The organism is Myxococcales bacterium, from assembly GCA_016716835.1.
Classification (GTDB): Bacteria; Myxococcota_A; Polyangia; order Haliangiales; family Haliangiaceae; genus JADJUW01.
This window is the reverse complement of the sequence record JADJUW010000001.1, coordinates 964,764-977,397: the sequence shown is the minus strand read 5'-3', so window position 1 is coordinate 977,397 and position 12,634 is coordinate 964,764. Positions and strand designations below refer to the sequence as shown.

Here is a 12,634-nt window from a genome sequence, read left to right as displayed (position 1 = left end):
GCGCCGCCTAACCTCGCCATCTGTTCTTGCAGCGCCTGTTGGCGGCCAAAGCGGCCGCGTAGTCCACGGTGCCGGGCGCGCCCGCGGCGAGCCCGACCTCGACGCGTGGCAGCGCCGGCGCGGGCTTGGCGACCCTTGCCGACTTCGCGGTCTTAGACTTCGCCGCGGGTTTTTTAGTTTTTGCCGTTGAGCCCTGCTTGGGCTTGGCATGCACCGCCTGCGCGCCTGGCGCAAGGATGGCCAGCGCCAGCGCAAGGCAGGCGAGCACGCGTGGTGCGTGCCTCATGTTGGTCCCACCCAGAGATATGCCGCGCCGAGGCCGCCATCCGCGGGCCGTGCGCTCGCGATGGCCAAGACGCCAGCGATCGATCCGCTTACGACCAGATCATAGGTGACATCGCGCAGCACGCCGCCGCCGATCGAATGATTGCCGCGACCGAAGATCACGAGCACCGTCCCCAGGCCGCGAAGCTGCGCATCCTGAATGAACGTGCTTAGGGCGCTTGCGACCTCGGCGGCTTTTTTTCCGTGCAGATCAAGCCTCGCGGCGGGGCGACGCTTGCCCTGCCGGAAGGCGGCCAGCTCGGCCTTGCCGACGCCTGGCGCATGCGCCAAGATCCAGCCATCTTCCCGCAGCGGAATTGCCATGGCAGACGGCGAGGGGTGCGCGGCGAGCATGAGATAAGCATGCGGCATTCCTCGGGGCGGGCCAACTATTTTTCCGCACCGATCGCTTTGCCCGTCGCGCCGTGCGGCCAAGCCTCGGCGCCGTGAATTTACGCCTTGCCGTCGTCGTCCAACGCCGGCATCCCGACCTTAAGAAAGTACGCAAGGTCCGGATCGCGGACATTCTGGCCGCGGTTATCACTGGCCTTGGCATGCTCGGCCTCCGCTACTGACCCCTGCGCGCGCCGCCTCGGGGGCATCGGCGGGGGCATCGGTGGACGCGCCTGCGCAACCACCGTGGCGTCGCCGCCCGCGCCCGGCTCACTCGCGTGCGCGGCGGTCTCCTCAGAATTTGCTCGCCAATGGATTCGACTCAGCGGCACGACGTCTTGGTCCTTGCTCCAGATCGGCACCGTTGGGGCGCCAACACACGCGTGCACCGCGCGCGCCACTTGCCCCTGCGTGGCAATGAGGCCGAGCGGCGCCAGCGACTCAAGCGCGTCGACGAGCTGCGCCGACGAGGCGTAGCGTCGACTCAGATCGCGCTCGAGCGCCTTCATCGCGATGGCCTCGACGCTCGGCGGGACCTGGCCGTTGACGAGCCGGGGCGATGCAATCGCCAGCCGGTGGACGCGCTCGACCGTCTCGATATCGGTTTCGGCCATAAACAGCGAGACGCCAGTTAACAGCTCATACAAGATGATGCCGAGCGCAAAGACGTCGGCGCGACCATCAAGCACGCGTTCGCCCGCGAGCTGCTCGGGCGCCATATACGCGTACTTGCCTTTGACGATGCCGAGCTGGGTGAATTGCGATTGCACGTTGGAGCGAGCCACGCCTAAATCAATGAGCTTGGCCGCGCCGATCGGGCCGATCATGATGTTGGTCGGCGAGACATCGCGATGCACCGCGCAAAGCGGCGCCCCGTGTACGTCGCGCTGCGAGTGCAACGCATCGAGCGCACGCGCGATGTCGAGACAAATCGCGGCCGCGACGCGAACGTCAAGGCGCTCGCCTTGGCCGCGCAACGCCCGCAACACGCCAAACAGGGTGGGGCCTGGGATATATTCTAAGACTAGATATGGCAGCGTGCCGTCGACGCCGGCATCAAAGGCGATGGCGCAGTTTGGATGCACCGTTTGCAGCGATAGGCGACATTCGGTGGCGAACGCTTCGAGAATGTCGGGGTCGCGCGCGAGGTCGGGCCTAATGCGCTTGATGGCGACGAAGCGCTCACCGCCGGCGTAGCGTTCATCGACGGCCAGCAACACCTCGGCCATGCCACCAGTGCCAAGCTTGTCGATGATCAAATAAGACCCGCAGCGCGTGCCGATGACGCTGCGATCGTCGGCCTTGAGCGTGCCGGCGCTGGGGGTGCGCGGCGGGCTGACTGCGGAAAATTCGCCCATCTGGGGCTCATGATACCGTCAGCAATGCCGGGAACGGGAGTGCTAAGTGCACATTCCAGGCGCCCTGGTGTGGGCCAACAGGCGCGGTTTCAAGACGTTACGCGTCCGCCTTGGCGGTGACACCTATCGGTGGCGCCTCGCTGTGACGCTTACCGGTGACGATAGACGATGAAGCCGCGGGTGGGATCGTAGGGCGAGACCGCCACGGTAACCTTGTCGCCAAGGACGACGCGGATACGGTTACGCCGAACCTTGCCAGCCAGCGTGGTTAGGACCTCGTGGCCGCTGTCGAGTTTGACGCGAAAATAGCCACCTTTGGCGATTAGGACGACTTCGCCGTCGAGCTGTACATTGTCTTCTTTGGTCACGTAGTCTGCCTATGGAAAGAGGCCCCATTGCTACCATTGCTGGTCCATAAGGCCAAGGGGCTCCCCGTGTTTCGTGCGGGATTCCCTCCACGCAACGCCGAGCAGATCTCGCGTTTACCCCTTAATTTCGCTACGGTACGGGTGTGGACAGGAACGCGCCCCGAGCGACCAGCGATGAAATCGACCTCTATATACGCACGTATTATTCGCTGCTGCGCTCAACCGGCGACGTCCGCGTGCGCGCTATCGAGGAGGCGCACCTATACAGCCGCTCGAGTCTGCATCTAGGCGCGCTCGGGCAAGAGCCTGACTTGGCGGCGTTTGCATACAGCGCGGCGCGGTTGCCTGATTGTTTTTATCGCATCAAGCGCATCGTCATGGGACAGAGCCTCGAGCAATTTGAGCGCGCCGGCTTGCCCGTGGAGCAATGGCAGGTGGTCAAGACGCGAGGTCGCCGCCGCCCGCTGCGATGGGATGGCGAGGACACGCTCGCGGTCTATATTACGTCGGCATCGGACATCGATGACCTCGTCCCCATCGTCACCGCCTATCAAATTGAGTGGAACAAGATCCACGGCCGGCTCGCGCGCACCGGCAATACCAAGGTCGAGCCCGAGCTCGTGGTGGCGCGCCTGGGCATGGATGAGGAAGCGGTCGAGACCTTGCGCCGCGCGCTAGGCGTGACCTGGCGGCAGGTGCTCAGCGACATGGAAGATCGTCCATGCGACATGGGCATCCGCCTGCTCGACGGCTCGTTTCGCGAATACCAACGCACGTCGCAGCGGTGGTGGCGCGCGATCGAGGCTGTGGCGCGCGACAAGACGCGTGGCCCAACGCGGCCGGTGTATTTCGTTTCCTCCAATAGCCATTCGATCGCCAATCTGATGGGCGGCTATGCGGTGCGCCACCGCGACGACATCTTGGCGTTCACCAAGCGCGTCAACCTCGAAGGCCTTGGCCCTCATCTCGAGCGCGCCATGGCTAAGCAAGACGAGACGACGACGCTTTCGATCTTGTATTACGCGCTACGGGCCTATCTGCACGAAGAGGGCGAGTCGGACAAGCGCGTGGCCGACGTCCAGGCCAGTGATGCCGCGGTGGGGATTCGCACCATCGCCAGCCCCGCCAAGATCGACGTCGACGCGCAGGTGGTCGACGTCGCCAAGCTCAACCCCGCCAACCTCGATCCCCGCCTGGCCATGGACGGCATCGAGCTGCTTGCCAAGAGCAATGCGATCATCATCAACATCGATTATCCGCTTGGCATGGCGGCCTATCATCACCTAAGCGCGCTCGCCGCAGGCATCGACGACGTGCGCGGCGTCTACGTCATGGGCAAGGCGGCGACGCTCAATGGCCGCGTCGGCGACGTCATGATCAGCAAGGTCGTGCACGACGTGCATTCCGGCAATACGTATCTATTTCGCAATGCGCTCGCCGCGCACGATGTGCAGCCGTACATGAAACACGGCACGGTGCTGGATAACCAAAAGGCGCTTACCGTGCGCAGCGCGTTTCTACAAAACCGCGACTTCATGGACAGCTATTATCGCGACGGCTTTACCGTTATGGAAATGGAGGCTGGCCCGTACCTCAGCGCGGTATATGAGACCACCGCGCCGCAGCGCCATCCACGCGACGAAATCGTCAACCTCGCGGACAATATCGACTTCGAGCTTGGCGTCATCCACTACGCCTCGGACACGCCGTATTCGCGGCGGCAAGAGCTCTTGTCCAAGAGCCTGTCGTTCTTTGGCGTCGAGAGCACGTATGGTTGCGCCATTGCGATCGCGCGCCGCATCTTCAAACGCGAAATCGAACGCATTAGGGCGATGGGGTAATGGCCTCGCCGGTACAGGGCGTTGACGTCTTGGTCGCCGGCGCCGGCATGACGGGGCTCGGCGTTGCCGCCTTTTTGCGCGAGGCCGCGCCCGAGGTGACCGTGCAGGTTGTCGAGCAGGCGAGCGAACCCGGCGGCTACTGCCGGACGGTGGTGCAAGACGGCTTTACCTGGGATTACGCCGGGCATTTTTTTCATTTTCGCCACCCCGAGATGGACGCGTGGATTCACCGCGATATGGCGCCCGGCAGCGTGGCCACCATCGTCCGCCAGGCCAAGATCGCCTACGGCGACGTCGAGGTAGACTTTCCGTTTCAGCGGCATATTCACCAATTGCCGCGGCAAGATTTCTTGGCATGTCTAGCCGACCTTTATCATCGGCCGGCGGCGGGCACGGCGGCAGCGGGCTCGTTCTACGACTTTCTCGCGCAGCAATACGGCCCTGCCATCTCGGAGCGTTTTTTGATTCCTTACAATGAAAAGCTATACGCCTGCGATTTGCAACAGCTCGATGCAGACGCGATGGGACGGTTTTTCCCGCACACCGAGTTTGCGGACGTGATGGCGCAGATCGCGCGTGACGCCAGCGGCGGCGCGCAAGGTGACGGCGCAGGCGGACTTGGCTATAACGCGACCTTCCGCTACCCACGCGGCGGCGCCGTGCAGTATGTGCGCGCCTTGCACGATCGTCGGCCGCCAGATGCGCTGCATTGCGATGAAGCGCTGGTGCGCGTCGATCTCGCGCAGCGGGTTGCCGTCACCTCCAAGCGAACGGTTTCGTATCGGCACCTCGCGAGTTCATTGCCGTTGCCGGCGTTGGCGGCGTTGTGTGGCCTAAAGGTCGAGCCTGGGGTTTTTAGCGCCAATCGCGTGCTGGTCTTTAACCTCGGCTTTGACCGCAAGGGGCGACCCGACTTGCATTGGCTTTACGTGCCTGATCGCGCCATCTCGTTTTACCGCGTCGGCTGGTACGACAACATGTACGGCGACGATCGCATGAGCCTGTACATCGAAATTGGCCTGCCGAGCGATGGCGCGCCGATCGACGTCGAGGCGCAGCTGGCGCGCGTCTTGGCGGATTTGGCGACGCTCGGCATCACCGCGGGCCACCGCTTGGTGGCGCATCATCACGTGGTGCTCGATCCAGCGTACGTCCACATCAGCGGCGCCTCCATATCGCACGCCGCCGCGCTTATCTCGCAACTCGCCGCGCACGGCGTGCACAGCGTCGGCCGCTACGGCGCGTGGACGTACTGTTCGATCGAGGACAATTTGGTTGAGGCCAAGGCGCTGGCAGCCAAGCTCGCGCGCGGCGACGAGGTGGGAGCATGAGCGCGAAAACCTTTGCGGTGCACAATCCCGCCACCGACGAGGTCATCGGCGAGGCGCAGGGCCACGACGCGCACGACGTCGCGCGCGCCATCGATCGCGCCGCGGCGGCATTCTCGACCTGGCGGCACACGCCAGAAATGACGCGAGCGGCGGCGCTGCGACGGATCGCGGCCTTGCTTGAGGCTAGCGCCGAGGCGTTGGCAGCAACCATGACTGCCGAGTCGGGCAAACCGTTGCGCGAGAGCCGCGCCGAGGTGCGCTACACCGCAAATTACTTTTCGTGGTTTGCCGGCGAGGCCGAGCGCATGTATGGCGAGCAGATTCCGGCGCCCAAGCCCGAGCAACAACTGCACGTCATCTCGCAGCCGGTTGGCGTTTGCGCGCTGATCACGCCGTGGAATTTCCCGCTCGCCATGGCCGGGCGCAAGGTCGCCGCCGCGCTGGCCGCGGGCTGCACCGTGGTGTGCAAGCCCGCCGAGGCAACGCCGCTGTCTATGTTAGCGCTGGCCGCGATCTGCGCCGAGGCTGGCGTGCCGCCGGGCGTGATTGAGGTGGTCACGGGACCGCCGGCGCCGATCGGCCAGGCCCTGTTGGCGCCGGACAACGCCGTCGCCAAACTCAGCTTCACCGGCTCGACCGCGGTCGGCATCGCCCTGGCCACGGCCGCTGCGGCATCGCTTAAGCGCGTCAGCCTTGAGCTTGGCGGCAATGCGCCGTTTTTGGTGTTTGCCGATGCGGACCTCGATGACGCGGTGGCTGGCTTTATGGCGGCGAAGTTTCGCAACGCCGGGCAGACCTGCGTCGCGGCCAACCGTTTGCTCGTAAACGCGGACATCTACGACGCGTTTATGCAGCGGCTGGCCGCCAAGGTTGCCGCGCTGCGCGTCGGCAACGGCGCCGATCCTGGCACCGATATCGGGCCGCTGATCTCAACCCAGGCCGTAGCGCGCGTCGCTTCACATGTGCGCGAAACGCTTGCCGCCGGCGCGACGCTGCGCTTTGGCCAGCTTCCTGCCGATGCCTCAGCGCGGTTCTTTGCGCCGATGATCGTCGAGGGCGTCGCGCCGGGCATGCCGCTATGGCAGCGTGAAATCTTTGGCCCCGTGGTCGCCGTCACGCGCTTTGGCAGCGACGCCGAGGCGCTGGCGATGGCGAACGACACCGACAGCGGGCTATGCGCCTATGCCTATACGACCAGCGCGTCTCGCCAGCGCGCGCTGGTGCGCGGCCTCGACGTCGGCATGCTCGGCGTCAACGAACCCGCCATTTCCAACCCGCACGCGCCGTTTGGCGGCATCAAGCAATCGGGCTACGGCCGCGAAGGCTCACGCCACGGGCTAGCCGATTACACCTATCTCAAATATATTGCGACGACGACCAAGGCGGCACCGCTATGACCAGCCCAACAACCAACTCGTCGGCCGGCTCGCTGGCCTTTCCCTTGCGCGGCAAGACCGTGGTCGTCGGCGTCGGCGGCGGCATCGCGGCGTATAAGGCGTGCGAGCTGGTGCGCCTGCTGATCAAGGCCGACGCCAAGGTGCGCGTCGTCATGACGCCCGGCGCGCAAAAGTTTGTCCAGCCCTTAACCTTTCAGGCGCTCACCGGCCACGCGGTGTTCACCGACTTGTTTAGCCTCGAACAAGAATCGACCATCGGCCACATCTCGCTCGCCGATCAGGCAGACTTAATGATCATCGCGCCGGCGACCGCGAACTTGCTGGCGCGCATGGCCGCTGGCATGGCGACCGACGCGCTCACCGCGTGCTGGCTGGCGACCAAGGCGCCAACGTTGGTCGCGCCGTCGATGAACGTAAATATGTGGCAGCACCCGATGGTTGCGGCCAACGTCGAGCGCCTGCGGCCGCATGTCGCCTTTGTCGGCCCCGACAGCGGCTTTTTGGCCTGCGGCTGGACCGGCAGGGGGCGCCTCGCCGATCCAGACATGATTGCGCATGCGGCCGAGCGCTTGCTCGCCGCTAAGGATCTGGTCGGGCGGCGGATTTTAGTGAGCGCCGGCCCCACCCATGAGCCGATCGACGCGGTGCGCTTTCTCAGCAACAAGTCGACCGGCAAGATGGGCTTTGCGCTCGCCGAGGCCGCGGCGCAACGCGGTGCGAGCGTTACCGTGATCGCTGGTCCGACCGGACTTTCGCTGTCACCTGATATCGCGCGCATCGACGTGCAAACCGCGCAGGAGATGGACGTAGCCATTCACGCCGAGGCGCCAGGCGCGGACGTCGTCATTATGGCGGCGGCGGTTGCCGATTTTCGCGTCAAAGCCCCCGCGCGCGAAAAACAAAAGCGCGGCGCGCTTGGCAAAACCATGGCGCTGCCGCTGGTACAAAATCGCGATATTCTGGCGTCGCTGGGCGCGTTGGCGTCGCGAAAAGGCTCCTCGCCGCGGCCCGTGCTCGTCGGCTTTGCCGCCGAAACCAGCAACCTGGTGGCTGCCGCGAAACAAAAGCTTACCGGCAAGGGCTGCGACTATATCGTCGCCAACGACGTCAGCCAGCCCGACGCCGGGTTTGGCGTCGACACCAACCGCGTCATCGTGGTTTCGCCGCGCGGCACCACGGCCGTGCCGCTGGCCAGCAAGCGCGAAATCGCCCACGCGATCCTCACCGAGGTCAGCCGCCGGCCGCCGGCTAAAACCAAAGCCGCCGCGTCAGCACCGCGGCCCAAGCGACGCTAATCATCATATATATAGCCATTGAGAAGGGCAGTGGGGTCGCTTAAAGTGCCCTCATGAAGCTTCTCCATCGCGCCGCGCTCACGCCCTTTTGCCTCGCCATCGCCCTGCTTGGCTCCGCGTGCAGCAAGAAATCGGAGCCCAAGACCGCCGAGCCTGCGCCCGCGGCCAGCGAGGGGGCGCCGACCGACAAGATGTGCGCCCAGCTCGCGCCCGCCATCACCGATTGCGCGCTCGCCGACGCGGCAACCGCCGACGAAAAGCTGTCGCCCGAAGAAACCGAGCGCGTCGCCGCCGAACACACCAAGACCATGTTTCACGCTTGCCGCAGAGAAGTCGGCGACAACACCGCCAAGCTCACCGGCTGGCAGACCTGCCTCGCGGCGCATCACGCCGGCGGCTCGTGCGGCGACCTAGAGGCCTGCCTCGCCGCCGTTAAATAAGCGCGTATTACTTCGTTTCGATAACAAGCGACTGGTCAATGACGCCGCAGCCGATGCGGGCGCCGGCGTTGCCGGTGGGTTGCGTAACGTAGTCGTCGGGCGCAGCATGCAGGATGAGCGAACGGCCGCCGATGGAATGCGGCAGGCCGGGCGTGAGCGTGATGCCGGTGATGGTCAACTCGGCGGTCACGTTGCCGGCGGCGTCTGCCTCGACATTGCCCATGTCGCCAGCGTGGCGCGCCTCAACGTCGGAAGCGCCGTGGTTGGCGCCGTGCGGATTAAAATGGCCTCCGGCGCTGGTGCCATCGGGGGCGCTGCAGTCGCCAACCTCGTGGACGTGAAAGCCGTGCAGGCCTGGCGTGACGCCAGCAAGCGCAAGCTTTACCGCGACCGAGCCAGCCGATTCGCGAAACGCCACGGTGCCCGACACCGCCGAGCCGCTGCGCGCCAGCAGGGGGACGGTGACTTCAAAAACCGGCTCGGCAGGGGGCGGCGCCTCAGGCGTCACCGGCGTCGTCACCGGAGCTGATTTCGACGCGCAGCCCGCGAAGGCTATGGCCGCCAGCACGGCGCAACATGAGAGGAACAATGGGGTCTGCTTCATGTAACCAGTATGCCTCGCCAGAGCTGCCGCGCAACCTTGCGCACGCGCTCGATCGTCGGCACGATTAGCGCGCCGGTCCCATAGCTCAGTTGGATAGAGCAACGGTTTCCTAAATCGTAGGTCACAAGTTCGATTCTTGTTGGGATCACAAGTTGCGTGAACTGGCGCCGGGGGAGCGCACTTTGCCAGGCCAGGGCATCCCCTCCGGCTAAATCGAAATGTCGCAGAATCTATCTTATGTAAACTGGCCAGGGCCTTGCCAACCGCAGCAGCAAGGCCCTGGCCAGTTTACATAAGATAACGAAATCGTTACGATCTCTACGGCATCTGTCTGCTCGCCTCCACGGGAGACTGGGCGGACACCAATGACTGAGCGGGCTGAACTACGAGGCGCGGTGACTACGCCCGACGGCCCTTGAAGGACTCGGCGAGGCGTTCAACCTCGGACTGCTCCAGGCCGCTGGTCATCTCGACCTTCATCGACGTTGAAATGCCGGTCGCCCGGTTCTTCGCCGCGACCTCGACGATGCCGTCGGCATTCACCATAAACTCGACGTCGACGCGAACTTGCCCCTTGGCCGCCTCCGGCAAGCCGCCGAGCGTAAACCGTCCCAGGTGGCGGTTTTTCGAAGCCGCATCGTTGGGCCCTTGGTAGATCTCAATGGCGACAAAGGTCTGATTGTCGGCCGCGGTCATAAACGTCTTACTCTCGCTATGCGGGATGCTGGTGTTGGCTGGAATTAGCACCGACATCTTGTCGCCGGCGACGCGCACACCCAGGTTGTGCGGCGTCACGTCGAGCAGCGTCACCTCTTGGATTTCGCCGCCCAAGATGCCGCTGTGAATGGCGGCGCCCATGGCGACGATTTCGTCGGGGTTAACGCCCTTCGATGGCGCCTTACCAAAGATGCGGATCACCTGCTCTTGCACCGCAGGCATGCGCGACATGCCGCCAACTAGCAGCACCTGGTCGATATCGGCGGCCGTGCAGCGCGCCGCCTTGAGCGCCTCTTGGCATGGCTGCTCCAGCCTTGCCAATAAGTCTTTACATATGCGCTCGAGCTCGCCTCGCCCCATGTCGCGTTGCATATGCATCGGGCCGTTTGGCCCCACGGCGAGAAACGGCAGATTGATATCGGTGTGCATGCTCGACGACAATTCGACCTTCGCGCGCTCGGCGGCTTCCTTCAGGCGCTGTAGCGCAGCAGGCTCCTTGCGCAAGTCGATCCCATGCTCCGATAAAAATTCGCTCGCGAGAAATTCGATGATGTGGCGATCGAAATCGTCGCCGCCAAGCTGCGTGTCGCCATAGGTCGACAGCACCTGAAACACGCCGCCTTCGATGGCGAGCACCGAAATGTCAAAGGTGCCGCCGCCGAGGTCAAACACCGCGACGCGTTGATCCTTTTGCCCAACGCCATACGCCAGCGCGGCCGCGGTTGGTTCGTTAAGAATCGCGCGCACCGTGAGGCCCGCGATGGCGCCAGCATCGCGCGTTGCTTGGCGCTGGACATCGTCGAAATACGCGGGAACGGTGATGACCGCCTCGGTGACGGCCTCACCCAAATATTCTTCGGCAACCTGCCGCAGCTTATTGAGCACGTGCGCCGAGATTTCTTGCGCCGAGTAGAGTTGGCCTTCGATGCTAACGCGCGCATCGCCGTTGGTCGCCGCGACGATTTGATACGGCATCGTCGAGACCAGCTCCGCCACTTGCGGATCGGTCATTTTGGCGCCGATGAGACGCTTGACGCCAAATACCGTTCGCCGAGGATTGGTCACCATCTGCCGCTTGGACGCCGCGCCGACCACGACATCGCCATCCGCCGTCCACGACACCATCGAGGGCGTCGTGCGCCCACCCTCTTGATTATGAATCACCGTCGGATTCGTGCCGTCGAGAACGGAGATGCACGAATTCGTGGTACCGAGGTCGATCCCCAGTATCTTGCCCATGCAGCGAAGCTAGCACCGACCCGGGATCGGAATATAGCCTAGTGCTCTGTTTCATAAGTTGTGAGCTACCATGCGCCGGGATGGCGTCCGAGGCCAAGGCGCGAGGAGGGCGTTTGGTGGTTCCAAACAACCGACGAGCTACGCCGGCATTCGGGCGGCAGACCAAGCAGGGGGGCTCAGAACTTATGAAACAGAGCACTAGTGCTCTTTCCCAACGAAGATGAGCCCCTCTGCTTGCCCTGGCCGCCGATCCCATCGTTGCGCTTCCCTCATTTGGAACCACCCAAACTCGGTCAGCGCGCCTCGGCCTCAGCGACCAGTCCGGCGCATACCGGCTCATCTTCGTTGGGACAGAGCACTAGCGTTTGAATAAGCGCCCGAGAAACCCTGGGGCCGGGAGCTGGCCTAGCGCGATACGCGCCGACGCGAAGGTGGCGTCGAGGCTCAGTGCGCGCTCGTATTCTTGCCGCGCGTCGGCGATGCGGTTCTCCTCTTGGGCTTGCCTGCCGCGGACAAAATGGCGAAAGACGCGAAATTTCTTTTCCATCGGCTGGGCAACGGCTAGCTCGCCCAGCAGCACGTCGGCATCGGTCCAGCGCTGTTGATTAATCGCCAGCTTCGCGGCGTCGAATTTGACGTCTTCCGGTGACTTGGGCGCCACCGCCTTCGCTGTCGGCGTGGCGGCCTTGGACGTGCCAGGTCCTGGTTGCGCCGTCGATGTCGCAGCCTTTGGCGGGGCGGTGACGGCGGTCGGCGTCGTCGCGACCTGCACGGATGGCCGCGATGGCGCAGCCCCAGATTGAGGTTGTCCTTGCGGCTGCGGCGAACTCGTCGTGCGCGCGCGGGTGCCGTGCGGCAACCATTGCGGCACCGCCGAGGGGCGCCGCGAGCGTGCAGCGGCGGCGACTTCGATGGGCTGCGACGGATGAGGCATCGGGCCGCTGGGACGGCCTGTTGGCGGCGCCATTGAGGGCGTGCCGGTGCGCAACACGGACGCAAGTGACGGACGCTCGCCAGCCGCGCCTTCGCGCGGCGGCGGCAAGCTGCTAGCGCCGCGTGCGCCTTTCATTAAATCATCGTGCGCGCGCTTGATCGCCACGAACACGGTATTGGCGCGGCGCTGGGTTGCCGCTGAGAAACGGGCAAAGCGATTGGGATGATACTGCTTGGTTAGCTCGAGAAACGCCTTGCGCGTCGCCTCGGGCGTGGCGCCTGCCGCAAGGCCTAGCGCATCGCGCGACCCCTGCTTTAGCTTGGCCTCCATAGCGGCCAGCTGCAGCAAGGCTTGCTCCTCGTGCTGCATTCCTTGCGCGGCCGGCATCAAGCC

General features: G+C 64.4%; 12 protein-coding genes and 1 tRNA gene. 6 read left to right on the top strand and 7 right to left on the bottom strand.

Annotated features, from left to right (window positions below):
* Positions 1-7 precede the first annotated feature (7 nt).
* From IPL79_04330 to infA, 4 genes are all read right to left on the bottom strand, one after another.
* Complete coding sequence (locus IPL79_04330) at positions 8-286, bottom strand: hypothetical protein (GenBank protein ID MBK9070216.1); 279 nt, start codon at positions 284-286, stop codon at positions 8-10.
* Positions 283-678, bottom strand: coding sequence for a Smr/MutS family protein (locus tag IPL79_04325; GenBank protein MBK9070215.1), 396 nt, complete (start codon positions 676-678; stop codon positions 283-285). The genes IPL79_04330 and IPL79_04325 overlap by 4 nt, the downstream gene beginning before the upstream one ends.
* A 98-nt stretch (positions 679-776) precedes the next feature.
* Positions 777-2,075, bottom strand: a complete 1,299-nt coding sequence (locus tag IPL79_04320) for a serine/threonine protein kinase (GenBank protein MBK9070214.1) — start codon at positions 2,073-2,075, stop codon at positions 777-779.
* Between the two features lie 149 nt (positions 2,076-2,224).
* Complete coding sequence (gene infA / locus IPL79_04315) at positions 2,225-2,443, bottom strand: translation initiation factor IF-1 (GenBank protein MBK9070213.1); 219 nt, start codon at positions 2,441-2,443, stop codon at positions 2,225-2,227.
* Between the two features lie 143 nt (positions 2,444-2,586).
* On the opposite strand from infA, the gene IPL79_04310 reads away from it, so the two are divergent.
* From IPL79_04310 to IPL79_04290, 5 genes are read left to right on the top strand one after another with little or no spacing between them, the layout of a single operon-like run.
* Positions 2,587-4,284: a hypothetical protein gene (locus IPL79_04310; protein MBK9070212.1), complete on the top strand. Its 1,698-nt coding sequence runs from the start codon at positions 2,587-2,589 to the stop codon at positions 4,282-4,284.
* On the top strand, positions 4,284-5,615 hold the full coding sequence (locus tag IPL79_04305) for an NAD(P)-binding protein (GenBank protein MBK9070211.1): 1,332 nt from the start codon (positions 4,284-4,286) through the stop codon (positions 5,613-5,615). The genes IPL79_04310 and IPL79_04305 overlap by 1 nt, the downstream gene beginning before the upstream one ends.
* Positions 5,612-7,012 (top strand): NAD-dependent succinate-semialdehyde dehydrogenase, encoded by a 1,401-nt coding sequence (locus IPL79_04300; GenBank protein ID MBK9070210.1) that lies wholly within the window; start codon positions 5,612-5,614, stop codon positions 7,010-7,012. The genes IPL79_04305 and IPL79_04300 overlap by 4 nt, the downstream gene beginning before the upstream one ends.
* Positions 7,009-8,307, top strand: a complete 1,299-nt coding sequence (gene coaBC, locus IPL79_04295) for a bifunctional phosphopantothenoylcysteine decarboxylase/phosphopantothenate--cysteine ligase CoaBC (GenBank protein MBK9070209.1) — start codon at positions 7,009-7,011, stop codon at positions 8,305-8,307. Before IPL79_04300 ends, coaBC begins: the two co-directional genes overlap by 4 nt.
* Before the next feature lie 53 nt (positions 8,308-8,360).
* Positions 8,361-8,747 carry a hypothetical protein gene (locus IPL79_04290; protein MBK9070208.1) on the top strand — a complete coding sequence of 129 codons (387 nt, stop codon included), beginning with the start codon at positions 8,361-8,363 and terminating at the stop codon, positions 8,745-8,747.
* Positions 8,748-8,754: 7 nt separating this feature from the next.
* On the opposite strand, the gene IPL79_04285 is transcribed toward IPL79_04290, so the two are convergent.
* Positions 8,755-9,351, bottom strand: a complete 597-nt coding sequence (locus IPL79_04285) for a superoxide dismutase family protein (GenBank protein MBK9070207.1) — start codon at positions 9,349-9,351, stop codon at positions 8,755-8,757.
* 74 nt (positions 9,352-9,425) lie between these two features.
* Here IPL79_04285 and IPL79_04280 point away from each other — a divergent pair.
* Positions 9,426-9,499 (top strand) — tRNA-Arg (locus IPL79_04280).
* Between the two features lie 251 nt (positions 9,500-9,750).
* Here the strand turns inward: IPL79_04280 and dnaK are convergent.
* Together dnaK and IPL79_04270 are read right to left on the bottom strand one after the other, a co-directional pair.
* Positions 9,751-11,307 carry a molecular chaperone DnaK gene (gene dnaK / locus IPL79_04275; GenBank protein ID MBK9070206.1) on the bottom strand — a complete coding sequence of 519 codons (1,557 nt, stop codon included), beginning with the start codon at positions 11,305-11,307 and terminating at the stop codon, positions 9,751-9,753.
* Between the two features lie 358 nt (positions 11,308-11,665).
* Positions 11,666-12,628, bottom strand: coding sequence for a hypothetical protein (locus tag IPL79_04270; GenBank protein MBK9070205.1), 963 nt, complete (start codon positions 12,626-12,628; stop codon positions 11,666-11,668).
* Positions 12,629-12,634 lie beyond the last annotated feature (6 nt).

Excerpts from the sequence above, each read along its gene's own strand:
- IPL79_04330 (MBK9070216.1), bottom strand. The coding sequence starts at position 286 with ATGAGGCACGCACCACGCGTGCTCGCCTGCCTTGCGCTGGCGCTGGCC.
- IPL79_04325 (MBK9070215.1), bottom strand. The coding sequence starts at position 678 with ATGCTCGCCGCGCACCCCTCGCCGTCTGCCATGGCAATTCCGCTGCGG.
- IPL79_04320 (MBK9070214.1), bottom strand. The coding sequence starts at position 2,075 with ATGGGCGAATTTTCCGCAGTCAGCCCGCCGCGCACCCCCAGCGCCGGC.
- IPL79_04305 (MBK9070211.1), top strand. The coding sequence starts at position 4,284 with ATGGCCTCGCCGGTACAGGGCGTTGACGTCTTGGTCGCCGGCGCCGGC.
- IPL79_04300 (MBK9070210.1), top strand. The coding sequence starts at position 5,612 with ATGAGCGCGAAAACCTTTGCGGTGCACAATCCCGCCACCGACGAGGTC.
- coaBC (MBK9070209.1), top strand. The coding sequence starts at position 7,009 with ATGACCAGCCCAACAACCAACTCGTCGGCCGGCTCGCTGGCCTTTCCC.
- IPL79_04290 (MBK9070208.1), top strand. The coding sequence starts at position 8,361 with ATGAAGCTTCTCCATCGCGCCGCGCTCACGCCCTTTTGCCTCGCCATC.
- IPL79_04285 (MBK9070207.1), bottom strand. The coding sequence starts at position 9,351 with ATGAAGCAGACCCCATTGTTCCTCTCATGTTGCGCCGTGCTGGCGGCC.
- dnaK (MBK9070206.1), bottom strand. The coding sequence starts at position 11,307 with ATGGGCAAGATACTGGGGATCGACCTCGGTACCACGAATTCGTGCATC.
- IPL79_04270 (MBK9070205.1), bottom strand. The coding sequence starts at position 12,628 with ATGCCGGCCGCGCAAGGAATGCAGCACGAGGAGCAAGCCTTGCTGCAG.